The following is a 25,426-nucleotide window of genomic DNA, read 5'->3' as shown; positions in this document are numbered from 1 at the left end:
CCACCCTTTGACCTGGGAGTTCCCGTGCCGCCTCTCCGTTCCCGGACCACGACCCACGGCCGCAACGCGGCGGGCGCGCGCTCGCTCTGGCGCGCCACCGGCATGACCGACAGCGACTTCGGCAAGCCGATCGTGGCGATCGCCAACTCCTACACCCAGTTCGTGCCCGGCCACGTGCACCTGAAGGACCTCGGCGAGATCGTCGCCGGCGCGGTCAAGGAAGCCGGCGGCGTCGCCCGCGAGTTCCACACGATCGCCGTCGACGACGGCATCGCCATGGGTCACTCCGGCATGCTCTACTCGCTGCCTTCGCGCGAGATCATCGCCGACTCGGTGGAGTACATGGTCAACGCGCACCAGGCCGACGCGCTGGTGTGCATCTCCAACTGCGACAAGATCACCCCGGGAATGCTCAACGCGGCGATGCGGCTGAACATCCCGGTGGTCTTCGTCTCCGGCGGCCCGATGGAGGCCGGCAAGGCGGTCGTCGTGGGCGGCGTCGCGCAGGCGCCGACCGACCTGATCACCGCGATCGCGGCGTCGGCGAGCCCGGAGGTCGACGAGGACGGGCTGGACATCGTCGAGCGCTCGGCGTGCCCGACCTGCGGTTCGTGCTCCGGCATGTTCACCGCGAACTCGATGAACTGCCTCACCGAGGCGCTGGGTCTCTCGCTGCCGGGCAACGGCTCCACGCTGGCGACGCACGCGGCGCGGCGGGCGCTGTTCGAGGAGGCCGGGCGCACGGTCGTCGAGCTGTGCAAGCGCTGGTACGAAAACGACGACGCCTCGGCCCTGCCGCGCTCGATCGCGTCGAAGGCGGCGTTCGAGAACGCGATGGCGCTGGACATGGCGATGGGCGGCTCGACGAACACGGTGCTGCACGTCCTCGCCGCGGCGCAGGAGGGCGAGGTCGACTTCACGATCGCGGACATCGACGCGATCGGCCGCCGCGTGCCGTGCCTGTCCAAGGTCGCGCCGAACTCCGACTACCACATGGAGGACGTCCACCGGGCCGGCGGCATCCCCGCCATCCTCGGCGAGCTGTACCGCGGCGGCCTGCTGAACACCGACGTGTGGTCGGTGCACTCTCCCGATCTGGAGTCGTGGCTCGCCACCTGGGACATCCGGGCTTCATCGCCTTCCGCCGTGGCTCTCGAGCTGTTCCACGCCGCACCCGGCGGAGTCCGCACGACAAAGGCGTTCTCGACGTCGAACCGCTGGTCCTCTTTGGACACCGACGCGGCGGGCGGCTGCATCCGCGACGTCGAGCACGCGTACACGAAGGACGGCGGCCTGGCGATCCTGCGCGGCAACCTCGCGGAGAACGGCGCGGTGATCAAGGCCGCGGGCATCGACGAGGACCTGTGGCACTTCGAGGGCCCGGCGCGGGTGCTGGAGAGCCAGGAGGAGGCGGTGTCGGCGATCCTCAAGAAGGAGATCCAGCCGGGCGAGGTGCTGGTGATCCGCTACGAGGGCCCGGCGGGCGGCCCGGGCATGCAGGAGATGCTGCACCCGACGGCGTTCCTCAAGGGTTCGGGCCTCGGCAAGAAGTGCGCCCTGATCACCGACGGCCGCTTTTCCGGCGGCTCGTCCGGAATCTCGGTGGGCCACATCTCCCCCGAGGCGGCGGCGGGCGGCCTGATCGCCCTGGTGGAGAACGGCGACAGGATTCTCTTGGACATCCACGAGCGACGCCTGGAACTGCTGGTCGACGAGCCGATCCTGGCCGAGCGCCGCGCGAAGACGGAGGCGTCCGAGCGGCCGTGGCAGCCGAAGGACCGCCAGCGCCCGGTGACGGCGGCACTGCGGGCCTACGCCCGGATGGCGACGTCGGCGGACACCGGTGCGGTCCGCGACGTGAACAAGTAGTCCTGGCTCAAGCCGAGAAGGCCGTCCCGGTCAGCGGGGCGGCCTTCCCGGCGTTCAGGACTTCGGCCGCGCAGGCCATCCCCCGGCTTCAGCGCGGCTTTCGGGCATCCCCGGACCCCCCAACCACGAGGGGGACCCCCGATTTCAACGTTACCGGAGGCCACCGACAATTCCGGATCCGCGCGAGCGACTTGTCCACAGGGCACGTCCGGACCGCGGTGTTGTCCCCAGGCCCTAACGCGTCAGGACGATGACCACCACCGCGGCCGCGGCGGCCAGCAGCAGCGAGACCAGCCCGAGCGGCAGCGGCCGCTTCCGCCACGGCGTGTTCCGCTCCAGCGAGATCGGCCCGGAGCCGGTGAACAGCAGGCTCAGCGCCGACGCCGCGAGCAGCAGCTCGAACTCGAAACCCTGCCCCTGCCCCTCGAAGAACCCGCCGTGGAACTTCGCGTACACGGCGTTGGCGGCGACCCCGAGCAAGCCCGCCGCCGCCAGCGGCGTGAACAGCCCGACGATCACCAGCACCCCACCGCCGAGCTCGGTGATGCCCGTGATCCATGACAGCAACGTCGTCTGCTTGTGGTAGCCGAACGTCTCCAGCATCCGCGCGAACCCGCCGATGCCCGGCCCGCCGAACAGGCCGAACAGGTGCTGGAGACCGTGTGCGCCCATGGTCGCGCCGAGCGCCAGTCGCAGGACCAGCAGCCCTAGGCCGAGCCCGCCCTGGCGCGGGGAGTCGTCCGACCGATCGTCCTCGACGCCCGACAGGAGGCTGGTGGGCTGCTGCGAAAAGTCGTCTCCACTGCTCACGGGCGAAGGTTAGGGGATATGGGCTGACCTGGCGAGCCGCCGCGCTAGTACTCCCCGCGCACCAGGTTGTCCGGCAGCTCGCCGCCGGCGTACCGGGCGATTTCCGCCGCCGCGACGGCGTACGAACGGCTTCGCGCCCCACGCACGGCCCCGCCGACATGTGGCGTCATGACCAGGCCCGGCACCGTCCACAGCGGGTGCCCGGGAGGCGGTGGTTCGGGATCGGTGACGTCGAGGGCGGCACGCAGCCGGCCCGTGGTCAGTTCGGCGACCAGGGCGTCGGTGACCACGACGGCGCCACGCGAAGCGTTGACCAGGACCGCGCCGTCGCGCATCTCGGCCAGGAACTCCGCGTCGACCATCCCGCGGGTGCGCGAGGTCAGCGGCACCATCAGCACCACGACGTCGTGCAGGCCCAGCAGCCCGGGCAGCTCGCGCACACCGTGCACGCCTTCCCGCGCGTTCATGGCCACCATCGTGCACCGCGCCTCGAACGGTTCGAGCCGGCGCCGCAGGTGCTGCCCGAGGTCGCCGGCGCCGATGACGAGCACCCGCTTGCCCTGCAGCGTGTCCGCCGTCTGCCGCTCCCACCGGCCTTCGCGCCGCGCCGCGGCGAAGACGTCCAGCTTCCGGTACGTCGACAGCAGCACCGCCACGACCCACTCGGCGGTGCTCCCGCCCTGCACGCCCCGGCAAATGGACAGCAGGACGCCGTCGGGCACCTTGCCGACCCAGTCGTCGGCACCGGCGGACAGCAGCTGGATCAGCCTGAGGTTCGGCAGGGCGCGCCACAGCTCGTCGCCCGGCGGGTGCTTGCCGGGGATGAGCACCTCGGCCTTCGCGGCCTCCACCGGCACCGGCTCGCCCCACTGGTAGCGCACCGGCAGGACCCGCGGGACCTCGGCGAGCACGGTCATGCCCTCGTCGTCGGGCACCAGCACGGTCAGCGTCATGATCCCCAACGTAATCGAGGAGTACTCACCCATGGTTCACGCACCGGCCCCTAGGCTGGGGGATCATGCGCACTCGGTACCGCTCGGCCCTGCTGGCGATCCTGGCCTGCGGCGTCCTGCTGCCCGCGGGGTGCGCGCGGTTCGACGACACCGCGGCGGGCCAGACGTTCAGTCCCGCGCCCGTGCCGAGCCCCGAGTCGCCGCCCGAGGTCCGGGGCCCCGGCGAGGACTCCGGCGGCGACGGCAAGCAGGTGCAGCCCGGGTCTCCGGCCACGACGGTGCCGCCGCCTCAGGGCTGCAAGGACTTCAACCAGTCGGTGATCGCGACCTGCCTGGACACCGTCGCGGCGGTGGCCGGCCTGCCGGGTGACGGCTCGACGCCGAGCGCGCTGGCCGGCGAGCGCAAGAGCGGCCGGGTCCTGCTCGCGACCGCGGGCAAGGACGCGACGGAGTTCGCGAAGCTCGACGTCCAGGCGGCCGGCGACGGCGGCCTGACGGGGCTCGCGCTTTCGCCGTCGTACGTCGAGGACCAGCTGGTGTTCGCGTACGTGACGACGGCGACGGACAACCGGGTCGTGCGGTTCGCCAAGGGCCAGCCCGCGAAGCCGGTGCTCACCGGCATCCCGAAGGGCGCGACCGGCAACCGCGGCACGATCAGCGCCGACAACCGCGGCGCGTTGCTCGTCGCGACCGGCGACGCGGGCAACCCGGACGCCGCCGCCGACCCGAACTCGCTCGCCGGGAAGGTGCTGCGGATCGACACGTCCGGCAAGGCCGCGGCGGGCAACCCGAACGGCGCGCTGGCGGTGGCGGCCGGGCTGCACGCCCCGGGCGGGCTGTGCGCGTCCGCCGACGGCGGCCGCGTCTGGGTCACCGACCGGCTCGCCGACAAGGACGCCCTTTACCGGGTGCAGGCGGGCCAGCCGCTGTCGACGCCGGCGTGGACGTGGCCGGACAAACCGGGCGTCGCGGGTTGCGCCGACTTCGTCGACGCGAACGGCTCGCTCTCGGTCGGCACGTCGCTGGCCGGCAACCTGCAGAACCTGCCGGTGACGGCGGAGGGCGCGATCAGCGGCAAGCCGACCGTGAGCCTCGACGGCAAGACGGGCAAGCCACCGTCGACGTTCGGGCGGCTCGCCGGGATGAGCATGATCAACCCGCAGATGGCGGTGGCGGGCACGGTCAACAAGGACGGCGGCACCCCGATCTCGAGCGACGACCGGGTGGTGCTGATCACCCCGGCCACCTCCGGCGGCGGAAACGGCAAGGACTGACCCGGCGGATACCTGGGTTGCCGGATAACGGCCACGCCGGGATCAGCCTGCTTCCACCAGCTCGGCCGCACCGAGCCTGACCAGGGGATGGTCAGAATCCGACCGACCATCCCCGGTCGCCGAGCCGGTCAGCTCAGCGGCTTCAGCTCCACCCGGCGCCCCTCCGCCGACGACGTCAACCCGGCCTCCGCGAGCTGCAGCCCCCGGGCGGCCGAGAAGAAGTCGTAGCGGTGTTGCCGTCCGGCGACCACGTCCCGCACGAACTCCTCCCACTGCGCCTTGAAGCCGTTGTCGAAGTCGGTGTTGTCCGGGACTTCCTGCCACTGGTCGCGGAACGGCTCGGTCGCCGGCAGGTCCGGGTTCCACACCGGCTTCGGCGTCGCCGAGCGGTGCTGGACCCGGCAGCGCCGCAGCCCGGCGACCGCGCTGCCTTCGGTGCCGTCGACCTGGAACTCGACCAGCTCGTCGCGGAAGACCCGCGTCGACCACGACGAGTTGATCTGCGCGATCGTCCCCGACTCCAGTTCGAAGATGCCGTACGCGGCGTCGTCCGCTGTCGCCGCGTACGCCTCGCCCTGTTCGTCCCAGCGGCGCGGGATGTGCGTCACCGCCTTCGCCGTCACCGCCGAAACGCGGCCGAAGAGGTTCTCGAGCACGTAGTTCCAGTGGCAGAACATGTCGAGCACGATCCCGCCGCCGTCCTCGGCGCGGTAGTTCCAGCTCGGGCGCTGTGCCTCCTGCCAGTCCCCCTCGAACACCCAGTAGCCGAACTCGCCGCGCACCGACAGGATCCGCCCGAAGAACCCGCCGTCGATCAGCCGTCGCAGCTTCCGCAGGCCGGGCAGGAACAGCTTGTCGTGCACGACGCCGTGGCAGATCCCGGCGTCCCGTGCGAGCCCAGCCAGCTCCAGCGCCGCCTGCAGCGTCTCGGAGAGGGGCTTCTCGGCGTAGACGTGCTTGCCCGCGGCGATCGCCGCCCGCACCGACGGCTCGCGCGCCGACGTCAGCTGCGCGTCGAAGTAGATCTGGACGTCGGGCAGCGCGGAGTCGGCGTCGGTGGTCCACGCCGTCAGGCCGTGCCGGTCGGCGAGGTCCTTGAGCTTCGCGGCGTTACGTCCGGCGAGGATCGGTTCGAGCTGCACGCGGCTGCCGTCGGGGAGGAGGACGCCCCCCTGCTCGCGGATCGCCAGGACCGACCGGAGCAGGTGCTGCCGGTAGCCCATCCGGCCCGTCACCCCGTTGAGCAACACCCCGATGCTGGACTGGTTCATCTCTGGCGGCCTTCCTGGTCGATGGTTCGTGCCTCGCCGGGTGGTGAGACCACACCCGGTATGTCGTATTCCGCGCGGCGTCCGCACATGCCGTAGCCGTCCGGGTTCGACGGCGTCGCGACCCGGACCCCGGACTGCTCGAGATGGCTCCCGTCGCCGCCGGCGAGCGCCTTCAGATGCGCGCCGGTGAGCTCCGCGGCCTTCAGCGCCCCGGCCCGCCAGCGCGGTACCCACTCTGCAACCTTCGGCGCGACGAGCGCGACGGCCGCGCGGTGGAACGCCCGCAACGGTTCGGGATCGCCGTCGCGCAAGGCGTCGCGCAGCGGCAGATAGCCGCGAACGGCCAGGTCACGGCGTTGCCGCGCGGCCTCGTCGGTTTTCGGCAACGCCGCGGCCTCGGCGTAGGCGGCCGCGTCGGCGAGCACGTCGGGCGGGAACGTGAACACGGCGTCCCCCGCCTCCGGCAGCCCGCTGTTCTGCATCAGGACCGTGACGCGCAGGCCGTCGTCCTGCACCATCCGGTGCACGGTGCCCGGCGCGAACCACGCGATCACGCCGGCTTCCAGGGGCGTCTCCGCGTAGCCGCCGACGCTCAGCGTCTGGACGGCACCCCGGCCGCCGGTCACGACATAGGCCTCGGTGCAGGCGAGGTGGACGTGCGGGCTGCCGCCGCAGACGCCGTCCTCCGCCGCCCAGTCGTAGGCGCGCAGGTGCGAGACGCCGATGCCACCCGGGAGCGGGAATTCGTTCATGACCATCCGTGCCCGTCGAGGTAGCGGGTCACCCGGTCGCGGTCCCAGGCCCCGTCGGCGACGACGATCCGATAGCGGTAGGTGAAGCTCTCCCCCGGCGGCAGGGCGAACTCTTCGAAGAACGCCCACGAGAAGGCGACCATGGGCGTGTCCTGGGAACGGACGAACCAGTGCGACTCGTGGATCGCCTTGTCGTTCTCGGGCGCGTGCGCGAAGACGAGCGTCGAATGCGCGTCGACGTCGTCGTGCTCGCCGACGAACGCGAGCCACGGCGCCTGCGCGCCCATCATCTCCTCGCCCTCGATGTCACCGGGCCCGAGCACCCGGCCACCGCCGAAGTCCCGGGGCCCCCGCCAGTGCAGGCCGGTGTAGCCGGCGAGTTCGCGGCCGGCGGTGGTCGGGCTGCCGAACTCGAGCGGGGTGTCACGGATGTTGGTCAGCTCGATCCCCCAGTCGAGCGTCCAGGCCCCGTGGTCCGGATCGGCCGAGTGGACGGCGACGTCGCGCCGCTCCCGCGCCCACTCGTCGCCGCCGTTGGCGACCCAGGTCAGCTGTTCGGTGAAGCCCAGCCGGTCGCGGCCGACGGCGAAGTGGACGAACTCGTCGTGCCGCATCGAGCCGATGCGGTCGGGCAGCTCCTGGTACCAGTCGCCGGGGACGTAGGTGTGGCCGCCCCAGAAGTTCTGGCCAGACAGGTGGCTCGACGTCATCTGCAGACCCTTGTGCCACCGGTGATCGGAAGGCCGGTAGCCGCTGACATTCCGCCCGCCGAGCGTGCGAAGGGGGTGGACGTAGGGCTTGCGGGACTCGAAGGCCACCGGATCGGGCTTGTACACATAGGACATCAGCCGGACGCCGCCCGCCTCGACGGCGACGTATTCGCCGTGCCGGTGGGTCACCGTGATCTCCGCGCTCACGCTCCTGCTCCCGTCTCGGCACCGGCCATGGACCGGTAGAAGGCATCGCCCGGGCCGATCTCCCCGCGGTGCACACCGACCCCGGTGGACGCGGACTTGTAGAGCGCGGCGACGAACTCCAGCACCCGCCGCCCGTCGTCCCCGCTGCACGGCGGCCGTTGCCCGGCCCGGTAGGCGGCGAGGACCGGCGTGAAGGCGGCAGCGTGCGAGCTGGGAACGTCGTCCGCCGGTGTGTGCCAGCGCGCCGCCGCACCTTCGGCGACGTGCGGCGCCGGGGTGTAGCGCCAGTCCTTGACGCCGTACCCGTAGAGGTGGGTCAGCTCGGCGGTGGCGTGCTCGCAGTCGATCCGGATCCGGCTCACCTCGTCCGGCGACAGGACACTGTTGACGACGGTCGCGAGCGCGCCCGACTCGAACCGGACGACCGCGGTGGAGACGTCCTCGGTCTCGACGTCGTGCACCAGCCGCGCGGTCATAGCGCGCACCTCGGCCCACTCGCCGATCAAGTGGAACAGCAGGTCCATCTGGTGGATGCCGTGGCCCATGGCCGGCCCGCCGCCCTCGGTCTCCCACCGCCCCCGCCACGGGACCGCGTAGTAGGCGGCATCGCGGTACCAGGTGGTCTGGCAGTGCGCGACGAGCGGACGGCCGAGTTCCCCGTCCGCGAGCAGGGTCCGGAAGTGTGTGGCGGAGGACCCGAACCTCTGCTGGAACACGAAGGACGCGTACGGCCCACCGTCTCGTTCGGCGGCGACCATCTCGTCGTATTCGGCGAGTGACCGGCACGGCGGCTTCTCGCACCAGACCCAGGCGCCGCTCTCGAGCACCTTCTTGGTCTGCTCGACGTGCAGGCCCGGCGGCGTGCAGATCGAGACGAGGTCCGGTTCCTGCTCGGCAAGCAGGGTGTCGAGATCGCGGTAGGGCTTGGCCTGCCCGGTCTCGGCGCAGAAGGCCCGGACGCGGGTCTCGTCGACATCCGCGGCGGCCACGATGTCGACATCCTCGTGGTGGGCCTGGTAGGCGGCCCGGTGACTGTCCGCGATAGCCCCGGTTCCGACGACGGCGACCCGCAGACGCTTTCCCTGAGCCAACCCGGCTCTCCTTCCTCGGCGACAACGCCCCCGCAGCGGCGATCGACGCCCTCCTCCACCTCGCACGACGGCGATCCACGCGGCGAGCTGCGCCCCTCCGACCGTTCCAGAAAGCGCTTTCTCATGCAACGGCCGACCGCGATGTCAACGTTGTCAACGGCGTCGATCAACCGGACGGACGACTCAGCCGCCCCGCTGACGGACACAACGGGGAGTCACCATCCCCGCACCGAAACTCACGATCGGTAAGCCCTTACCGAACTCACCGAGCACACTGGCCCACGGGCCCGGCGGTCAGCGGCTCTTGCTGCGGGGTGCCCGTTTCCGCGGCTGCCGGCTTTCGGCGCGCATCGTCCGCATGTCCAGGAAAGCGGCAACGCCCGAAACGACGGCGGCGAACAACCCGAGGAACCGGCCGAAGCCGGGCTCGACGGCGATGCCGGCGGCCTCGAAGATGCCGCGCTGGTCGGCGTCGAACTCCCAGTCGAGGGTGACCCAGCCCAGCGCCATCAGCAGCAGCGACGCCGCGGCGACCACCAGCCACAGGTGCGGCAGGCCGCTGACCCGCAGGTTACGGATTCGCCCGAAGACGACCACGGCCAGCCCGGCCAGCAGCAACGGCAGCGGCGGGCACCACGCGAAGAAGCTCGAGTGCCACGCGTCACGGACGACGTCGCTGTGCGGCAACGTCGAGAGGACGACCTCGATGTCCGGTTTGTTGGTGCTCAGCGTGGTCCACGGCAGGAACGTCGAACCCAGCGCGAGCAGCCCGGCCGCCAGGCCGAGCCACTCGCGCCAGGTGACGCTTTTGACGGAGAACGGCTGTGTCATGGAAACGGTCAGGACCCGACGCGCTCGATGATCAGCTCGCGGACCCGCTTGGCGTCGGCCTGCCCCTTGGTCGCCTTCATGACCGCGCCGACGATGGCGCCGGCCGCGGCCACCTTGCCACCGCGGATCTTGTCCGCGACGTCCGGCTGCGCCGCCAGGGCCTCGTCGATCGCCGCGAGCAGCGCCGAGTCGTCCGAGACGACCTTGAGCCCCCGCTTCTCGACGACCTCGCGCGGCTCGCCCTCGCCAGCGAGCACTCCCTGGACGACTTCCTTCGCCAGCTTGTTCGTCAGCTCACCGGACGTGACCAGCCCGATCACCTCGGCCACCTGGGCCGGGGTGATCGTCAGCTCGGCCAGCTCGACCTCGCGGGCGTTGGCCTCCTGGGCGAGGGTGTTGACCCACCAGCCACGGGCCTCGTCCGGCGACGCGCCGGCCTCGACGGTGGCCGCGACGAGGTCGACAGCGCCGACGTTCAGCAGGTCACGCAGGGCTTCGTCGGAAAGCGACCACTCCTGCTGGATCCGCTTCCGCCGCTCCGAAGGCATCTCCGGCAGCGTCCCGCGCAGCTCCTCGACCCATTCGCGCGACGGCGCGATCGGGACCAGGTCGGGCTCCGGGAAGTACCGGTAGTCCTCCGCGGTCTCCTTCGTGCGGCCGGCCGACGTGGTGCCGTCGGTCTCCTGGAAGTGCCGCGTCTCCTGCTTGATCGAGCCGCCCTCGGCGAGGATCGCCGCCTGCCGCGTCATCTCGTAGCGAACGGCGCGCTCGACGCTGCGCAGCGAGTTGACGTTCTTCGTCTCGGTGCGGGTGCCGAACTCGGTCGCGTCCTTCGCCATCAGCGAAACGTTCGCGTCGCACCGCAGCGAGCCCTGGTCCATCCGGACATCGGACACATCGAGCGCGCGAAGCAGGTCACGCAGCGCGCTCACGTACGCCCGCGCGACCTCGGGAGCCCGCGAGCCGGTGCCTTCGATCGGCTTGGTGACGATCTCGATCAGCGGCACGCCGGCCCGGTTGTAGTCGAGCAGCGAGTGCTCGGCGCCGTGGATCCGGCCGGTGGCGCCACCGACGTGCAGCGACTTGCCGGTGTCCTCCTCCATGTGCGCGCGCTCGATCTCCACGCGCACGACCTCGCCGTCGTCGAGCGTGACGTCGAGGTAGCCGTTGAAGGCGATCGGCTCGTCGTACTGCGACGTCTGGAAGTTCTTCGGCATGTCCGGGTAGAAGTAGTTCTTCCGGGCGAACCGGCACCACTCGGCGATCTCGCAGTGCAGCGCGAGCCCGATCCGGATCGCACCCTCGACGGCCTTGCCGTTGAGAGCCGGCAGCGCCCCGGGCAGGCCGAGGCAGGTCGGGCAGACCTTCGTGTTGGGTTCGCCGCCGAACTCGTTCGCGCAGCCGCAGAACATCTTCGTGTTCGTGTTCAGCTCGACGTGCACCTCGAGCCCGAGCACGGGGTCGAACCGCTCGATGACGTCGGCGTAGTCCATCAACTCGGCCACGGCAGTCACTTCGTTCCTCCCAGCTCCGGGACCTTGTGGATGAGCGCCCCGCCGGCGGCGGCGTCGCGGGCGGCCTCGTAGGCGGCGCCGACCCGGTAGAGCCGGTCGTCGGCGAGCGCCGGGGTCATGATCTGCAGGCCGACCGGCAGCCCGTCCTCGTCGGACAAGCCGCTCGGCACGCTCATGGCGGCGTTGCCGGCCAGGTTCGACGGGATCGTGCACAGGTCGGCGAGGTACATCGCCATCGGGTCGTCGACGCGTTCGCCGATCTTGAACGCCGTCGTGGGCGTCGTCGGCGACACGAGGACGTCGACCTGCTGGAAGGCGGCGTCGAAGTCGCGCGTGATGAGCGTGCGCACCTTCTGCGCCGAGCCGTAGTAGGCGTCGTAGTAGCCGGACGACAACGCGTACGTGCCGAGCATGATGCGCCGCTTGACCTCGGCGCCGAAGCCCTTCTCACGCGTCAGCGACATGACCTCTTCGGCGCTGTGCGTGCCGTCGTCGGCGACGCGCAGGCCGTAGCGCATGGCGTCGAACCGCGCGAGGTTCGACGAGCACTCGCTCGGCGCGATCAGGTAGTACGCGGGCAGCGCGTAGACGAAATGCGGACACGAGACCTCGACGACCTCGGCGCCGAGGGCACGCAGCTGCTCGACCGCGGCCTGGAAGGACCGCTCCACGCCGGCCTGGTAGCCGTCGCCGCCGAACTCCTTGACGACGCCGACCTTGACGCCCTTCAGGTCACCCGTCATGCCCTGCCGGGCCGCGGCGACCACCGGCGGCACCGGCGCGTCGATGGAGGTCGAGTCCCGCGGGTCGTACCCGGCGATGACCTCGTGCAGGAGTGCGGCGTCGAGCACCGTCCGCGCGCAGGGCCCGGCCTGGTCGAGCGAAGACGAAAAAGCGACAAGGCCGTAGCGCGAGACGCCACCGTAGGTCGGCTTCACGCCGACGGTGCCGGTGACGGAGCCGGGCTGCCGGATCGAACCGCCGGTGTCGGTCCCGATGGCAATGGCGGCCTCGAACGCCGCGATCGACGCCGACGAGCCACCGCCCGACCCGCCCGGGATGCGGGCGTGGTCCCACGGGTTGTGCGTCGGGCCATACGCCGAGTTCTCGGTCGACGAGCCCATGGCGAACTCGTCCATGTTCGTCTTGCCGAGGATGACGACACCGGCCTCGCGCAGCTTGCGCGTCACGGTCGCGTCGTACGGCGGGATCCAGCCTTCGAGCGTTTTCGAACCACAGGTCGTCGGCACGCCCTCGGTGGTCAGGACGTCCTTGAGCGCGAGCGGCACGCCGGCCAGCGCCGACGCGGGCGCGTTGCCGCCGGCGAGGCCCTCGTCGACGGCCTTGGCCGCGGCCAGCGCACCCTCGGTGTCGACGTGCAGGAACGCGTGGATGTGATCGTCGACCTCGGCAATCCGGTCCAGGTGCGCCTGCGTGACCTCGACCGCGGAGACCTCGCGCGTGTGGATCTTCTCCGCCAGCTCCGCGGCGGTCAGCTTGATGAGCTCGGTCACTGCTCTTCCCCCAGAATCCGCGGCACCCGGAACCGCCCGTCCTCAGCGGCCGGCGCACCGGCCAGCGCCTGCCGCTGCGAGAGCCCGGGGACGACGACGTCCTGTCGGAAGACGTTCGTCAGCGGCACGGCGTGCGACGTCGGCGGCACCTCGTCGGCGGCGACCTCGCTCACCTTGGCCACCGAATCCAGGATCTGGTCGAGCTGGCCGGCGAAGACGTCGATTTCGTCGTCGGTCACGGCCAGCCTGGCCAGCTTCGCGAGGTGCGCGACCTCGTCTCGGGAAATGTTGGGCACGCGGGTGACTCCCGGGTTGTGCTGTGCGGGTTGTCTCGGAAGCTGCAAGTCTATGGTGGCGACGCGGGCGGACTCGACTGGGTTACGCCCGGCGCAGGTCGGCTGCCGTCCGGCGACGCTCGCATCCCGCCCGGCGGACAGTGGGTCCCGCGAGCCGGGTGGGTCTGTCACAATCGGCGACCGGCATCAAGCGTCCCACGGCAAGGCTGGGACGCCAGAGGTGAGAGGGGCGCGTGGTGTCGTTCCTGATCCGGGTCATCCTTCCGGACAGCCCGGGGACCCTCGGCGCGGTCGCCACGGCCCTCGGCACGGTAGGCGCCGACATCCTCAGCGTGGACGTCGTCGAACGCGGCACGGGCGTCGCCGTCGACGACCTGGTGGTCGAGCTGCCGTCGGGCCGGCTGCCCGACGCGCTGATCACGGCAGCGGAGAGCGTCGAAGGCGTCGAAGTGGACGCGGTCCGTCCCTACGCGGGCGTGCTCGACACGCACCGTGAACTAGAACTCGTCGAAGAGATCGCCGCGCAGCCGAAGAGCGGTCTCGGCATCCTGGCGGAGGGCGTCCCGCGGATCGTGCGGGCCGGTTGGGCGATGATCGTCGAACACGCCGAAACCGGCGCGGTCCGGCTGGCGTCGTCCAGCGCGGCGCCGGAGACGCCGATCACCGATCTGCCCTGGCTGCCGCTCGAACGCGCGACGGTCCTCGACGGCGAGGAAGACTGGATCCCGGAGACGTGGAAAGAGCTCGGCACGGAGCTGGCCGCGACCCCGCTCGGCAAACCGGGCAAAGCGCTCCTGGTGGCCCGTCCCGGCGGCCCGGCCTTCCGCGCGGCCGAGGTTGCCCGGCTCACCCACCTGGCCGGGATCGTCGCGGTCGTCCTTGACGGCTGACACGTAGTCGGACTAAGGGAGAAGCTTGTCCCTTAGTCCGACAAATCCCAGGTCAGACGTCGATCTGATAGGCGATCAGGGTGATGTGCGGAAGCACCTGCCAGTCCCGCTCGGCCAGGCGCGTGAAGCCGAGCCGCTCGTAGAGCCGGTGCGCGCTGCGCATCCCTTCCTGGCTGCTCAGCACGACCCTGCGCGCGCCCAGCGCCCGCGCGCGGTCGAGCACGGCCCTGGTCAAGGCCTCACCGATGCCACGGCCGCGCGCCGACGGTGCCACCGCGAGCATCCGGAACTCCAGCTCGCCCGGTCGCGAAACCTCGGCGTAGTCGGATTCCGGACGCACGACGGTCACGGTGCCGAGTACCTCCCCCGTCTCGTCGACGGCCACGAGCACCTCGGCCTGCTGGACCCGCCGCGCGACATCACGCAGCTCTACGTCGTATCCGATGCCGGCAACCAAGTGACCGTCGGCGTCGTAGGCCTGCACCGTGACCTCACCCGCCGCGGCATACTCCTCGGGCCGGGGCGGCCGGATCTCGACATCACTCATCCGCTCCCCCAGGTTCTTCGTCGGCAGTCTCGTCGTCGGCCGGCAGCGCCGCCTCCCGCGCCGCCTCGGGACCCTGCTCCAAGAGGACGCGGAAGCCGGCTTCGTCGAGCACCGGCACCTTGAGCTGCATCGCCTTGTCGTACTTCGAACCAGGCGAATCGCCGACGACGACGAAAGCGGTTTTCTTCGAGACCGACCCGGCGGCCTTGCCTCCGCGGGCCATGATGACCTCCTTGGCTTCGTCGCGGGAGAAGCCGTCGAGCGAGCCCGTCACCACGATCGAGAGGCCTTCGAGGTTGCGCGGGATCGACTCGTCACGCTCATCTTCCATCCGCACGCCGGCGCGTCGCCACTTTTCGACGATCTCGCGGTGCCAGCCCACCTCGAACCATTCCTGCGTCGCGCGGGCAATGGTCGGGCCGACGCCGTCGACGTCCGCCAGCTCCTCCTCGGTGGCCTGCTCGATCCGCTCGATCGAGCCGAACTCCCTGGCCAGCGCCTGCGCCGCGGTCGGCCCGACGTGCCGGATCGACAGGGCGACCAGCACCTTCCACAACGGCCGGTCCTTGGCCGCATCGAGGTTGGCGAGCAGCTTTCGCGCGTTCGCCGACAACTCGCCCGCCTTGGTGCGGAACAGCTCGACCTCGGCGAGGCTGTCCTCGTTCAGGTCGAAGACGTCGCCCTCGTCGGCGACCACCCGCGCGTCGAGCAGGGCGACAGCCGCCTCGTACCCGAGGACTTCGATGTCGAAGGCGCCACGCCCGGCCAGGTGGAAGAGCCGCTCCCGCAGCTGCGCGGGACAGAACCGGGTGTTCGGGCAGCGGATGTCCTTGTCGCCTTCCTTCTGGTAGGCGAGTTCGGTGCCGCATTCCGGGCAGTGGGTGGGCATGACGAACTCGCGTTCGTCGCCGGTGCGCGCGTCGACCACCGGTCCGAGGACTTCGGGGATGACGTCGCCGGCCTTCCGGATGACGATCCGATCGCCGATGAGCACGCCCTTGCGCTTGACCTCCTCCTGGTTGTGGAGGGTGGCCCTGGCCACGGTCGATCCGGCGACCGTGACCGGCTCGGTGACCGCGAACGGCGTCACCCGCCCGGTCCGCCCGACACCGACCTGGATGTCCAGCAGCGTGGTGATCGCCTCTTCCGGCGGGTACTTGTACGCGATCGCCCACCGCGGCGCGCGCGACGTCGTGCCCAGCCGCCGCTGCAACGCCACCTGATCGACCTTGATGACCACGCCGTCGATCTCGTGCTCGGCGTCGTGCCGGTGCTCACCCCAGTAGGCGATGTGGCCGGTGAGCTCGTCGGCCGACGTCAGGACCTTGCTGTGCGGCGACACCGGCAGCCCCCACGCGGCCAGCGCGTCATAGGCCTCCGACTGGCGCTGCGGCTCGAAGCCCTCGCGCTTGCCGAGGCCATGGCAGATCAGCCGCAGCCGCCGCTCGCGAGTGATCTTGGGATCCTTCTGCCGCAGCGAGCCGGCCGCGGTGTTGCGCGGGTTCGCATACGGCGGCTTTCCGGCTTCGACCATCTTGGCATTCAGCTCGAGGAAGTCCTCGACGCGGAAGAAGACCTCGCCGCGCACCTCGACCAGGGCGGGCACCGGGAACTGGTCGGTGCCGGTCAGCGTCAGCGGTACCTGGTCGAGCGTGCGGACGTTGAGCGTGACGTCCTCGCCCGTCCGGCCGTCACCCCGGGTGAGCGCCCGGGTGAGATGACCGTTCTCGTAGAGGAGGTTGATCGCCAAGCCGTCGATCTTCAGCTCGGCGAGGAACTCGGTCCGCCCGACCTCCTTCTCGACACGCTCCACCCAGGCCAGGAACTCGTCCTGGTCGAACACGTTGTCCAGGCTGAGCATGCGCTCGAGGTGGTCGTGCGCGGTGAATTCGGTCGAGAAGGTGCCCCCGACGCGCTGGGTCGGCGAATCGGGGGTGACCAGCGCCGGATGCGCTTCCTCGATGCGTTGCAGCTCGCCGAGCAGCTCGTCGAACTGCCCGTCGGAGATGATCGGCGAGTCCAGGACGTAGTAGCGGAACTGGTGGTCACGCAGTTCCTCGGCAAGGGCGCCGTGCCGCTCACGCACGCCGGCCGGGACGTCGGTGACGTCCTCGGCCGCGACCGGGGCATCGACCGCCGCAACCTGGTCCTGGGGAAGTTCGGTGCTGCTCACGGTTGGTAACCCTAGCCGGAGGCACCGACATTTTCGTCCGGTCCGCTGCCCAGTCCGCGGACCAGTTCACGGAGCTCCAGAAGAGTGATCGCACCGGCCGGCTCGGCCTCCGCGGTCTCGACGCGCCGTAGCCGTTCGGCGGCGAGCCGTTCACCCAGTGTCGCGTCGAGAGGCAAGAACGTCATGGTTTGCCGGGTGGCTTCGTCGAGGTCGCCGAACCCCGGGTGGAAGACGGCGACGTCGACCACGTGCTCGTCGTCGTCCACCTGGACGACGACCCGGACATCGGCCAGCGCGATCCGGTGCTCGCCGAGGTTGACCGTGACCTCGGTCGGATCGGGCACCGGCGGGACCGAGTCGTGGTACTCCCAGATAGCGTCGTCCGGCGGGCCGGCGGCCCGCCACGCGTCGGTGAACGGCCGCAGGTCCGGGTCCTCCTGACCGGTCACGACCAGGGCGTAGATCGCCTGGTGGCCACGCTCGAGCGAGAAGTGCAACCGCGGGTGCAGCGCCTCGACGAGCTGGCAGAGCTCATGCTCGACGCGATGCGGCTCGCCCTCGCCCAGCGCCGCGCTGACCATCGGGAGCAGATCGAACCAGCTGTGCCAGAACGCCTCCGCGGCGGCCGCCGGGTTCTCCGGCACCTGCTGCTCGGGCCAGGCGGTCCGCGGGTCAGGCGGGTCGGCGACGGTGTTCTTGCGGCGGAACAGGCGCATGGTCAGGAAAGGTCCTCGTTCGGTCGGCTACCCGACACGCTACTGGCCGGCCGGAACGGACGTAGACCTGTTGCCGGATTTCGGTCACCAGCCTTCCGGCGGCTCCACGAAGGCCTTGCCGAGATCACGGGTCAACGCGAGCGCACGACGCATCCATTCCGGCGTCGCACCGGCGAGGCCGCAGGCGGGTGTGGGCACGGCCCGTTCGGCGAGGACGCTGCGGTTGAAGCCGAGCCGGTCGGCCAGCCGGAACACCGGCTCACCGATGTCCTTCAAGGTCGGCGGAGACCCGGGAGCCGTTGCCGGAACCGCGCCCAGGAACAGCGTCGCCCCGCCGTCCCATACTTCGCCGATCTCGTCAAGGAATGCGGCGGACGCACCACCGAGCGCGGCGAGATCGAACGCCACGGCATCCGCGCCGGCCTCGCGCAGCAGGCCGAGTGGCGGTTTCGCGGCGCAACAATGCAGGACTACCGGATGGCCGGTGATCCGCCGGGCGCCCTCGATCACGGTGGTGAGCAGCTGACGGGCCTCAGGCGCCGGAACCGCCGGGACGGTCCCGTAGCCGGACGGCGTCGACAGATCACCGGCCAGCACCGCAGGCAACGACGGCTCGTCGAACTGGACGACGACCGGCGCTCCGGTCCTCGCCTGCACTTCCGCGACGTGTTCGGCGAGGCCGTCCAACAGGGACGACGTGAAGTCTCGCAGCGCGCCGCGATCGGTCATCACCCGATGGCCACGGGGCAGCTCGATCCCGGCACCGAGCGTCCACGGCCCCGCCAGCTGAACCTTGAAGACCGGAGGGGTGACCCCAGCTTTTTCCCGCGCTTCTTGCACCGCGTCGAGATCCCAGCGAAGCAGGTCGACGGCCCGGCGGTGCTCGTGCCCGGGCCGATCCACGACGCGATAACCGCTGGGCACGACGTCGACGGCCAGGTCGACCAGCAGCGCGGCGGTCCGGCCGAGCATGTCCGCCCCGACGCCGCGGCCCGGCAGTTCGGGCAGATGGGGGAAGTCGGGCAGCTCGCCGAACACGACTGCCGCCGCCTCCGCGGGATCGGTATCCGGCATCGAGCCGATCGCTGTCGCGGCACCACTGGGCCAAAGTCGCTCACTCACGACCCCCGATTCTGGTCGACCGGCCACCGACGGCGGCGACCGGGCTGCCGCACCAGGCCACCGGGATGCGGACATTCACCGCATTTCCGTTTGGAGGCACCACGAACAGGTCTCCGCGGATAGGCTGATCCGCCATGACGAGTTCGCCACCACAACCGGGCTGGTATCCCGACGCGCGGGATCCCCGTCTGCACCGATGGTGGGACGGCCAGGGCTGGACCGACAACACCCGGCCGGCCTACCAGTCCGCACCACCGAGCGACTCCGAGCCGATCGAGCTGGACATCGAGCGCCCCCACGACCCGGCCCGGATCCAGGACCAGGTCAACCGCGCGACACGCGGCCGCGGAGGGGCGCGCAACGGCGGCGGAACTCTGTTCACCGAACCGGTCCTGGTGGTCAACCAGCGCGCCAAGCTGATCGAGATGGCCAACGAGTTCGGCGTCTTCGACCAGCACGGGAACCGGCTGGGCGGGGTCGTCGAGGTCGGCCAGAGCACGCTGAAGAAGGCGATCCGGCTCCTCACCAGCTACGACCAGTTCCTGACCCACAAGTTCGAGGTCCGCGACGCCAACCACAGCACCGTCCTCAAGGTCACCCGGCCCGCGAAGGTGTTCAAGTCGCGGTTCCTCGTCACGAGGGCCGACGAGACCCCGATCGGCGAAATCGTCCAGGAGAACGTCTTCGGGAAGATCCGGTTCGGCTTCGTCGTCGACGGCCGCCCGGTCGGCGGGATCTTCGCCGAGAACTGGCGTGCCTGGAACTTCTCGATTCGCGACCACGCCGGCACCGAGGTCGCCCGGGTGACCAAGACGTGGGGCGGATTCCTCAAAGCCGCCTTCACCACGGCGGACAACTACGTCGTGGAGATCCCCAACCCGCTTCCGGATCCGCTCGCCAGCATGGTGGTCGCCGCGGCCCTCACGATCGACACCGCCCTGAAACAGGACACCGACTGATCGAGTGACCGGCGTCTCATCTTCTCCAGGTGGACAGCGGGCCCGGCACGGCTCAGGGTGAAGAAAGGCCGGGACGCCGCAGTCTCGCCGGGACGGAGGTCACCGTGGAACCGTTGCCGGAAAGCAGCGACAGGAACTGGACCGAGCCCGGGATCTACGAGGTCTCCGCCGGTGTCTACCGGATTCCGTTGCCCTTGCCCAACGACGCCCTGCGTGCGGTCAACGTCTACGCGGTCACCGACGGCGAGAAGCTGGTCTTGGTCGACTCCGGCTGGGCACTGGCGGTGGCCCGGCAGCAGCTCGCGAACGCCCTCGGCGGGATCGGCGCCGAGCTCGCCGACGTCAGCGAGTTCCTGGTCACCCACGTGCACCGTGACCACTATTCGCAAGCTGTGGTCCTCCGCCGCGAATTCGGCTCGAAGATCGCCCTGGGCCAGGACGAAGAGCCGTCGCTCAAAGCCTCGGGCAATCCCGACCGCCTGCCCATGGAGGCACAGGTCGATCTGTTGTTCCAGGCCGGCGCCGGCGACGTCGTCGAAGCGCTGGCTCGCGAGTTCGGCACGAACCGGCGGCACACGGAAGCCGACCTCTGGGAAGCGCCCGACGAATGGCTGACATCGGGCCGGCGGCCGATCCTGCCCGGACGCGAGTTCGAGGTCGTCGCCACGCCCGGGCACACCGCGGGACATGTCGTCTTCGTCGATGCCACCGCCGACCTGTTGTTCTCCGGTGACCACGTGCTGCCGCACATCACGCCTTCGATCGGATTCCAGCCCGTGCCGGCTGAGTTGCCGCTCAACGACTTCATCGGCTCGCTGCGCCTGGTGCGCGCAATGCCGGATCGCCGCCTGCTTCCCGCGCACGGACCAGTGGCCGAAAGTGTGCATACCCGGGTCGACGAGCTGCTGGAACATCATCGGCAACGACTCGAGACGACGGGCTCCCAGATCGCGGCCGGCGCGAGCACCGCGTACGAAGTCGCGCACCGGATCGGCTGGACCCGCCGCAACCGCAAGCTGTCCGAAATGGACTCGTTCAACCAGATGCTGGCGGTGCTGGAAACCGCGGCCCACCTCGACCTGCTGGTATCGCAAGGGAAACTGAACGCCCAGGTCGTCGACAGGGTTCGGCATTACACGATGGTCTGAAGGACACACAGCGAGCCACCGTGGGCAGCAGCTCGCGGCAGTTACGATCGTCGCCCCGCTTCCTGCATACTGGGCGCAATGGATGTCATCAGACGTGCCCGGGCAACGGACATCGAGGCGCTCGTACGCCTGTTCGGCGCACCGGGGGAGCCGCTGGCAGCCGCGCTCGGCGAACTCATGAATACCCCTCACGTGACGCTCGTCGTAGCCGAGGACGACAACGGTGTCGCCGGCACCGCACAACTGACCGTGTTGCGGGGCCTCGCATGGGAAGGCGCCACCCGTGGACTGCTGGAGGGCATCCGCGCCGCCCGGCGCGGCGTGACGAGCGCGCTCCTGACGTGGGGCATCGACGAAGCCCGCCGGCGAGGTTGCACCCGCCTGCACTTGGATTCCGGCCTCGCCCGCGGTGACCTGCAAGACTTCTACGCACGCTTCGGCTTCGAACACAGCTACCAAGGATTCACCCGAGCCCTGTGATACTGGCGCCGTGACCGGCTACACCATTCGCAGGGCACGACGTCACGACATCGGCGCGATCGTGCACATGCTGGCAGACGACCAACTCGGCGCGACCCGGGACGATCCCGGCAACCTCGATCCGTACTTGCGCGCCTTCGACCAAATCGACTCGGACCCGAATCAGCTCCTGGTGGTTGCCGTCTCCGAGGACGAGCCAGTCGGAACCTTGCAGCTGACGATCATTCCCGGCCTGGCCCGACGTGGCTCGCTTCGCGGGCAGATCGAGGCCGTGCGAATCCGCGCCGATCACCGGGGCTCCGGGCTCGGCACCGGCATCATGGAGTGGGCGATCGACGAGTCGCGACGACGCGGGTGCTCCCTCGTGCAACTCACGTCGGACATCTCCAGGACGGAAGCGCACCGATTCTACGAGCGCCTCGGATTCGCACCGAGCCACACGGGATTCAAGCTCAAGCTCTGAGCACCGATGTCGCCGGCTCACCGCCGGATCAAGTCTGTCCATTTCGGACACTTCTCTTGCCAAACCTCCTCCCGGGACAGCAACGTGGACGCCCACGCACGCGAACAATTCCCAATGAATGGGGGCACGTCAAGTCCCGATGGGCGCGAACGGACCGTTCGCTCCCTTCTACCACCCTTTCCATCGAATCCCGGTGACTTTCCTCGTGGGCCGCCGTACGGTCGGACTCATGGCACCTTCACAACCAGCCCACAAGCTTGTCCCTGCAACTGACACCGACTACAACCTCCCATTCATGCTGCAATCGGTCCGGGCCGAGCCGGACACGTTGCAGCGCATGAAAGACGACCAGGTCATCGATCTCATCCGCGACACCGACGCCGAGATTTCCAAGCTGCAAGCCCTTCAGCTGAGAGCGATCGCCGACCTGAGCGTGCGTCGGAGACGGGCGCCCAGCGCGTCTTCGGAAGTAGCGTTGGCCTTGTCGATAACGGAACACCGTGCCAGCGCGATCGTTTCCGCGGCCAACGCCTTGATCGCGCGTCTCCCGCGCATGCTCAATCTCATGGACGACGGCAGACTCGACCTCTATCGCGCCATGAAGGTCACGGATGCGACGGCATGGCTGTCAGGAGATCATGTAAGCGTCGTCGATGCGGCGCTCGAGGACCGGGTTTCGGGCCGGAACGCCACCCAGGTCCGCCGGGCCGCGGCTTACGCAGCGGCGAAGGTCGATCCGGAAGGTGCCGCGCTCCGCACTGAGCGAAAGTTCGTCGAGCGGCGATTCACCTTGCACCACCAGGACACCGGCGTGACCCATTTGTCGGTTAACAACGCACCCACCGAGAAGGCGACCGCCGCCTACGCCCGCATCGACCGGGCCGCTCGAGCGTTGAAGACGCCGGACGAGCCGCGAACACTGGACCAGCTCCGGGCGGACGTGGCCATGGATCTGCTGCTCAGCGGGACGGGTGGACCGAACGAACGCACCGAGGTGTTCCTGCACATCGATCTGGCCACCTACCTCAACCTCAACGAATCCCCTGCAGCCCTGGCCGGTCGCGGCCCCATCGCGGCCGCAGTCGCCCGCCACATCATCGGCGGACCCGACACGACGCTGCGACGGGTCCTCACCGACCCACGCACTGGCCAGGCGATCGAGCTTTCTCCGACGCGCTACCCGCTCAAGGCGGACGAGTTCATCCGGGTCCGAGACCAGGAGTGCCGGCAACCCGGTTGCACGCGGCCCGCACAGAATTGCGGGATCGAAGCGACTCGAACGAAGGGCGCGGCCGAAGGAACCGAAGATCAGCCGGTCACCTACTGCTCGCGGCACCGCAGGCTGAAGGGGCAGCCTGGCTGGGACTACGAGGTCACCTCAGACGGCACTGTGAACGTCGCGACGCCTGCCGGACAGGTGCATTCGACAGCGCCACCGTCGCTGAACCCGGCTCGCCGGCGGCCTAACCGAATCCTCAAGACGCCACGAAATTGACCGGTGGTCAGCGGGTACCGGAGATCTTCGCACTGCCCAAGACGACGTCCCCAGCTTCGGGATCCGGGCGATAGAGCACGACGACCTGGCCCGGGGCGACGCCCCGCAGCGGCTCACGCAGGTGCACTGTCATGGTGTCGGAGTCCACGTCGGCGACCGCATCGACGATGCCGCCGTGGGCCCTGACCTGCACGATGCACTCGGTCGGCTCGGTCAGGGGCCGGCCGCTGGGCCAGATCGCGCGATCAGCATCGATCACCTTGACGCCGAGCCCGGACGCGGAACCGACCTTTACCGAGCCCGACACCGGTTCGAGCGACAAGACGTACCGGGGACGGCCGTCCGGCGCCGGGGCGTGGATCCCCAGGCCCTTGCGCTGACCGACCGTGAACCCGTGCACCCCGGTGTGCTGTCCGAGGACCGCACCAGTCTCGGCGTCCACGAGCTCGCCGGGACGCTGTCCCAGCCGGTTCTCCAGGAACTTTTTGGTGTCGCCGTCAGGAATGAAGCAGATGTCGTGACTGTCCGGCTTGTTGGCGACGGACAGGCCTCGCCGCTCCGCCTCGGCTCGCACGTCGGTCTTCCACGAGTCGCCGAGGGGGAACATGGCGTGGCTGAGCTGCTCCGCCGTGAGGGAGGCGAGGACGTACGACTGGTCCTTGCCGCTGTCCGCACTGCGACGCAGCTCAGGCACACCGTCTACCACCGAGAGGCGCGCATAGTGACCTGTCGCGACGGCGTCGAATCCGAGCGCCATCGCCTTTTCGAGAAGTGCTTCGAACTTGATCTTCTCGTTGCACGTGACGCACGGATTAGGGGTGCGTCCGGCGGCGTACTCGCCGACGAAGGTCTCGACGACCTCTTCGGTGAAGCGCTCGGCGAAATCCCAGATGTAGAAAGGAATCCCGAGGATGTCAGCGACCCGCCGGGCGTCGTGGGAGTCTTCGATCGTGCAACATCCGCGCGAGCCGGTCCGCAAGGTCCCCGGTTTGGCCGACAGCGCCAGATGCACGCCGACGACATCGTGCCCGGCGTCGACCGCACGTGCCGCGGCGACCGCCGAGTCGACTCCTCCGCTCATCGCGGCCAAAACCCGCATTGCCTCACACCTCTTGCTTCTGGGTCTGCTTGCGCATTCCGGCGAGTCCGGCCTGCCGGGCTCGCATGACGACGCCACCGATCTCGGCAGCCACTGCCGCAATGTCCGCGGCGGTGGACGTGTGGCCGAGAGAGAAACGAAGGGAGCCACGGGCGGCTGCCGGGTCGGCGCCCATGGCGAGCAGTACGTGGCTCGGCTCGGCGACACCTGCCGTGCAGGCGGACCCGGTCGAACACTCGATGCCCTTGGCGTCAAGCAGCATCAGTAGGCTGTCGCCGGCACACCCGGGGAATGTGAAGTGGGCGTGGCTGGGCAGCCGCTCGCCGTCTCCGCCGTTGAGAACGGCGTCGGGTACTTCGCGCTGGATAACCTCGATCAGCCCATCGCGGAGATCCTCGACGCGCTTCGCGTATTCATCACGGGCCGCGACGCTGGTTCTGACAGCAGCCGCGAAACCCACGATCGCGGGGACGTCCAGGGTGCCAGAACGGACGTTGCGTTCCTGACCTCCGCCATGCAAAAGGGGCACGCAGGTCACATCGCGTCCCAGCAAAAGTGCGCCCACGCCGAATGGGCCGCCGAGCTTGTGTCCGGTGAGGGTGAGCGCAGCGGCGCCGCTGGCCGCGAAGTCGACCGGGATGGCACCGACAGCCTGAACCGCGTCGGTGTGGAAAGGGACATCGAACTCCGCACAGACCGCAGCGAGGTCAGCGATCGGATTGATCGTGCCGACCTCGTTGTTCGCCCACATCACGGTCGCCATCGCCACGGTTTCGGGATCCGCGGCGATGGCGGCACGGAGGACCTCAGGCGAGACCCGCCCCGCACCGTCCACGTCGAGGAGAACGACCTCGGCACCGCAGTGAGCTTCGAGCCATTCGACGGTGTCGAGCACAGCGTGGTGCTCCGCGGCCCCGCACAGAATGCGACGACGCTGCTCCTGCTCCTCCTGGCGGGCCCAGTAGATGCCCTTGATCGCGAGATTGTCACTCTCGGTGCCACCGCCAGTGAAGATCACTTCGGAGGGACGAGCGCCAAGAGCTTCAGCGATGGTTTCGCGGGCTTCCTCGACCATCCGCCGGGCCCGGCGGCCCGAAGAATGCAGGGCGGAGGCGTTGCCCACGGTGGACAGCGCCTCGGTCATCGCCGCTATGGCTTCCGGCAACATCGGAGTGGTCGCCGCGTGGTCGAGATAGGTCATCGCCTCTTCAGGGTAGTCCGCTCCGGCGCGTGACGAAGCCC

At 69.7% G+C, this 25,426-nt stretch carries 24 protein-coding genes; 8 read left to right on the top strand and 16 right to left on the bottom strand.

The window, feature by feature from the left end; all coding sequences use genetic code 11:
• The first annotated feature begins 24 nt into the window (after positions 1–24).
• Positions 25–1,869, top strand: coding sequence for a dihydroxy-acid dehydratase (gene ilvD / locus A3CE_RS0132055; protein WP_020644199.1), 1,845 nt, complete (start codon positions 25–27; stop codon positions 1,867–1,869).
• A 234-nt stretch (positions 1,870–2,103) separates the two neighbouring features.
• On the opposite strand, the gene A3CE_RS0132050 is transcribed toward ilvD, so the two are convergent.
• Both A3CE_RS0132050 and A3CE_RS0132045 read right to left on the bottom strand, forming a co-directional pair.
• Entirely contained in the window at positions 2,104–2,679 is a 576-nt protein-coding gene (locus A3CE_RS0132050; protein ID WP_020644198.1) for a DoxX family protein, read from the bottom strand.
• Between the two features lie 44 nt (positions 2,680–2,723).
• Positions 2,724–3,632, bottom strand: coding sequence for an NAD(P)-dependent oxidoreductase (locus A3CE_RS0132045; protein ID WP_020644197.1), 909 nt, complete (start codon positions 3,630–3,632; stop codon positions 2,724–2,726).
• A gap of 65 nt (positions 3,633–3,697) precedes the next feature.
• Between A3CE_RS0132045 and A3CE_RS0132040 the strand changes: the two genes are divergently transcribed.
• Positions 3,698–4,906, top strand: a complete 1,209-nt coding sequence (locus A3CE_RS0132040; protein ID WP_020644196.1) for a PQQ-dependent sugar dehydrogenase — start codon at positions 3,698–3,700, stop codon at positions 4,904–4,906.
• 128 nt (positions 4,907–5,034) lie between these two features.
• On the opposite strand, the gene A3CE_RS0132035 is transcribed toward A3CE_RS0132040, so the two are convergent.
• The 8 genes from A3CE_RS0132035 to gatC all read right to left on the bottom strand — a co-directional run bounded on the left by A3CE_RS0132035 (position 5,035) and on the right by gatC (position 13,092).
• Complete coding sequence (locus tag A3CE_RS0132035) at positions 5,035–6,177, bottom strand: Gfo/Idh/MocA family protein (RefSeq protein WP_020644195.1); 1,143 nt, start codon at positions 6,175–6,177, stop codon at positions 5,035–5,037.
• Positions 6,174–6,929: a cupin domain-containing protein gene (locus tag A3CE_RS51950; RefSeq protein ID WP_020644194.1), complete on the bottom strand. Its 756-nt coding sequence runs from the start codon at positions 6,927–6,929 to the stop codon at positions 6,174–6,176. Before A3CE_RS51950 ends, A3CE_RS0132035 begins: the two co-directional genes overlap by 4 nt.
• Positions 6,926–7,846 carry a DUF6807 domain-containing protein gene (locus A3CE_RS0132025; RefSeq protein ID WP_020644193.1) on the bottom strand — a complete coding sequence of 307 codons (921 nt, stop codon included), beginning with the start codon at positions 7,844–7,846 and terminating at the stop codon, positions 6,926–6,928. Before A3CE_RS0132025 ends, A3CE_RS51950 begins: the two co-directional genes overlap by 4 nt.
• Positions 7,843–8,937, bottom strand: a complete 1,095-nt coding sequence (locus tag A3CE_RS0132020; protein WP_020644192.1) for a Gfo/Idh/MocA family protein — start codon at positions 8,935–8,937, stop codon at positions 7,843–7,845. The genes A3CE_RS0132025 and A3CE_RS0132020 overlap by 4 nt, the downstream gene beginning before the upstream one ends.
• Positions 8,938–9,231: 294 nt before the next feature.
• Positions 9,232–9,768, bottom strand: a complete 537-nt coding sequence (locus A3CE_RS0132015) for a hypothetical protein (RefSeq protein WP_020644191.1) — start codon at positions 9,766–9,768, stop codon at positions 9,232–9,234.
• Positions 9,769–9,776: 8 nt separating this feature from the next.
• Positions 9,777–11,282, bottom strand: coding sequence for an Asp-tRNA(Asn)/Glu-tRNA(Gln) amidotransferase subunit GatB (gene gatB / locus A3CE_RS0132010; protein WP_026469082.1), 1,506 nt, complete (start codon positions 11,280–11,282; stop codon positions 9,777–9,779).
• The gene (gene gatA, locus A3CE_RS0132005; RefSeq protein WP_020644189.1) at positions 11,279–12,796 is read right to left on the bottom strand and encodes an Asp-tRNA(Asn)/Glu-tRNA(Gln) amidotransferase subunit GatA; all 1,518 of its coding nucleotides are present in this window, start codon (positions 12,794–12,796) and stop codon (positions 11,279–11,281) included. Before gatA ends, gatB begins: the two co-directional genes overlap by 4 nt.
• Positions 12,793–13,092: an Asp-tRNA(Asn)/Glu-tRNA(Gln) amidotransferase subunit GatC gene (gene gatC, locus A3CE_RS0132000; protein WP_020644188.1), complete on the bottom strand. Its 300-nt coding sequence runs from the start codon at positions 13,090–13,092 to the stop codon at positions 12,793–12,795. Before gatC ends, gatA begins: the two co-directional genes overlap by 4 nt.
• Before the next feature lie 236 nt (positions 13,093–13,328).
• Here gatC and A3CE_RS0131995 point away from each other — a divergent pair, with 236 nt between their 5' ends.
• On the top strand, positions 13,329–13,982 hold the full coding sequence (locus A3CE_RS0131995; protein ID WP_026469081.1) for an ACT domain-containing protein: 654 nt from the start codon (positions 13,329–13,331) through the stop codon (positions 13,980–13,982).
• Positions 13,983–14,034: 52 nt separating this feature from the next.
• Here the strand turns inward: A3CE_RS0131995 and A3CE_RS0131990 are convergent, their stop codons facing one another.
• The 4 genes from A3CE_RS0131990 to A3CE_RS0131975 all read right to left on the bottom strand — a co-directional run bounded on the left by A3CE_RS0131990 (position 14,035) and on the right by A3CE_RS0131975 (position 18,540).
• Entirely contained in the window at positions 14,035–14,529 is a 495-nt protein-coding gene (locus tag A3CE_RS0131990; protein WP_020644186.1) for a GNAT family N-acetyltransferase, read from the bottom strand.
• Positions 14,522–16,702 carry an NAD-dependent DNA ligase LigA gene (ligA, locus tag A3CE_RS0131985; protein ID WP_020644185.1) on the bottom strand — a complete coding sequence of 727 codons (2,181 nt, stop codon included), beginning with the start codon at positions 16,700–16,702 and terminating at the stop codon, positions 14,522–14,524. The genes A3CE_RS0131990 and ligA overlap by 8 nt, the downstream gene beginning before the upstream one ends.
• A gap of 11 nt (positions 16,703–16,713) precedes the next feature.
• The gene (locus A3CE_RS0131980; RefSeq protein ID WP_020644184.1) at positions 16,714–17,418 is read right to left on the bottom strand and encodes a hypothetical protein; all 705 of its coding nucleotides are present in this window, start codon (positions 17,416–17,418) and stop codon (positions 16,714–16,716) included.
• Between the two features lie 84 nt (positions 17,419–17,502).
• Positions 17,503–18,540, bottom strand: a complete 1,038-nt coding sequence (locus A3CE_RS0131975) for a methionine synthase (RefSeq protein WP_026469080.1) — start codon at positions 18,538–18,540, stop codon at positions 17,503–17,505.
• A gap of 134 nt (positions 18,541–18,674) precedes the next feature.
• Here A3CE_RS0131975 and A3CE_RS0131970 point away from each other — a divergent pair, with 134 nt between their 5' ends.
• The 5 genes from A3CE_RS0131970 to A3CE_RS0131950 all read left to right on the top strand — a co-directional run bounded on the left by A3CE_RS0131970 (position 18,675) and on the right by A3CE_RS0131950 (position 23,085).
• Positions 18,675–19,499: an LURP-one-related family protein gene (locus A3CE_RS0131970; RefSeq protein ID WP_020644182.1), complete on the top strand. Its 825-nt coding sequence runs from the start codon at positions 18,675–18,677 to the stop codon at positions 19,497–19,499.
• A gap of 104 nt (positions 19,500–19,603) precedes the next feature.
• Complete coding sequence (locus A3CE_RS0131965) at positions 19,604–20,647, top strand: MBL fold metallo-hydrolase (RefSeq protein ID WP_020644181.1); 1,044 nt, start codon at positions 19,604–19,606, stop codon at positions 20,645–20,647.
• A gap of 78 nt (positions 20,648–20,725) precedes the next feature.
• Positions 20,726–21,127, top strand: a complete 402-nt coding sequence (locus tag A3CE_RS0131960; protein ID WP_026469079.1) for a GNAT family N-acetyltransferase — start codon at positions 20,726–20,728, stop codon at positions 21,125–21,127.
• A gap of 10 nt (positions 21,128–21,137) precedes the next feature.
• Positions 21,138–21,590 (top strand): GNAT family N-acetyltransferase, encoded by a 453-nt coding sequence (locus A3CE_RS0131955; protein ID WP_020644179.1) that lies wholly within the window; start codon positions 21,138–21,140, stop codon positions 21,588–21,590.
• A 295-nt stretch (positions 21,591–21,885) separates the two neighbouring features.
• On the top strand, positions 21,886–23,085 hold the full coding sequence (locus A3CE_RS0131950; protein ID WP_020644178.1) for a DUF222 domain-containing protein: 1,200 nt from the start codon (positions 21,886–21,888) through the stop codon (positions 23,083–23,085).
• 7 nt (positions 23,086–23,092) lie between these two features.
• Here the strand turns inward: A3CE_RS0131950 and mnmA are convergent, their stop codons facing one another.
• Positions 23,093–24,184 (bottom strand): tRNA 2-thiouridine(34) synthase MnmA, encoded by a 1,092-nt coding sequence (gene mnmA, locus A3CE_RS0131945; protein ID WP_020644177.1) that lies wholly within the window; start codon positions 24,182–24,184, stop codon positions 23,093–23,095.
• A 4-nt stretch (positions 24,185–24,188) separates the two neighbouring features.
• Positions 24,189–25,385 (bottom strand): cysteine desulfurase family protein, encoded by a 1,197-nt coding sequence (locus A3CE_RS0131940; RefSeq protein WP_020644176.1) that lies wholly within the window; start codon positions 25,383–25,385, stop codon positions 24,189–24,191.
• Between the last annotated feature and the right edge of the window lie 41 nt (positions 25,386–25,426).

It is taken from the genome of Amycolatopsis balhimycina FH 1894 (assembly GCF_000384295.1).
Classification (GTDB): Bacteria; Actinomycetota; Actinomycetes; order Mycobacteriales; family Pseudonocardiaceae; genus Amycolatopsis; species Amycolatopsis balhimycina.
Note: the sequence above shows the minus strand (reverse complement) of the source record. Positions and strands in the feature narration are given on the sequence as shown.

Bases quoted from the DNA above. Each gene is read 5' to 3' on its own strand.
- mnmA (WP_020644177.1), bottom strand. From the start codon at position 24,184: ATGCGGGTTTTGGCCGCGATGAGCGGAGGAGTCGACTCGGCGGTCGCC.
- A3CE_RS0131970 (WP_020644182.1), top strand. From the start codon at position 18,675: ATGACGAGTTCGCCACCACAACCGGGCTGGTATCCCGACGCGCGGGAT.
- A3CE_RS0131990 (WP_020644186.1), bottom strand. From the start codon at position 14,529: ATGAGTGATGTCGAGATCCGGCCGCCCCGGCCCGAGGAGTATGCCGCG.
- A3CE_RS0131950 (WP_020644178.1), top strand. From the start codon at position 21,886: ATGCTGCAATCGGTCCGGGCCGAGCCGGACACGTTGCAGCGCATGAAA.
- A3CE_RS0132035 (WP_020644195.1), bottom strand. From the start codon at position 6,177: ATGAACCAGTCCAGCATCGGGGTGTTGCTCAACGGGGTGACGGGCCGG.
- A3CE_RS0131980 (WP_020644184.1), bottom strand. From the start codon at position 17,418: ATGCGCCTGTTCCGCCGCAAGAACACCGTCGCCGACCCGCCTGACCCG.
- A3CE_RS0132040 (WP_020644196.1), top strand. From the start codon at position 3,698: ATGCGCACTCGGTACCGCTCGGCCCTGCTGGCGATCCTGGCCTGCGGC.
- A3CE_RS0131940 (WP_020644176.1), bottom strand. From the start codon at position 25,385: ATGACCTATCTCGACCACGCGGCGACCACTCCGATGTTGCCGGAAGCC.
- A3CE_RS0132045 (WP_020644197.1), bottom strand. From the start codon at position 3,632: ATGACGCTGACCGTGCTGGTGCCCGACGACGAGGGCATGACCGTGCTC.
- A3CE_RS0131960 (WP_026469079.1), top strand. From the start codon at position 20,726: ATGGATGTCATCAGACGTGCCCGGGCAACGGACATCGAGGCGCTCGTA.
- A3CE_RS0132015 (WP_020644191.1), bottom strand. From the start codon at position 9,768: ATGACACAGCCGTTCTCCGTCAAAAGCGTCACCTGGCGCGAGTGGCTC.
- A3CE_RS51950 (WP_020644194.1), bottom strand. From the start codon at position 6,929: ATGAACGAATTCCCGCTCCCGGGTGGCATCGGCGTCTCGCACCTGCGC.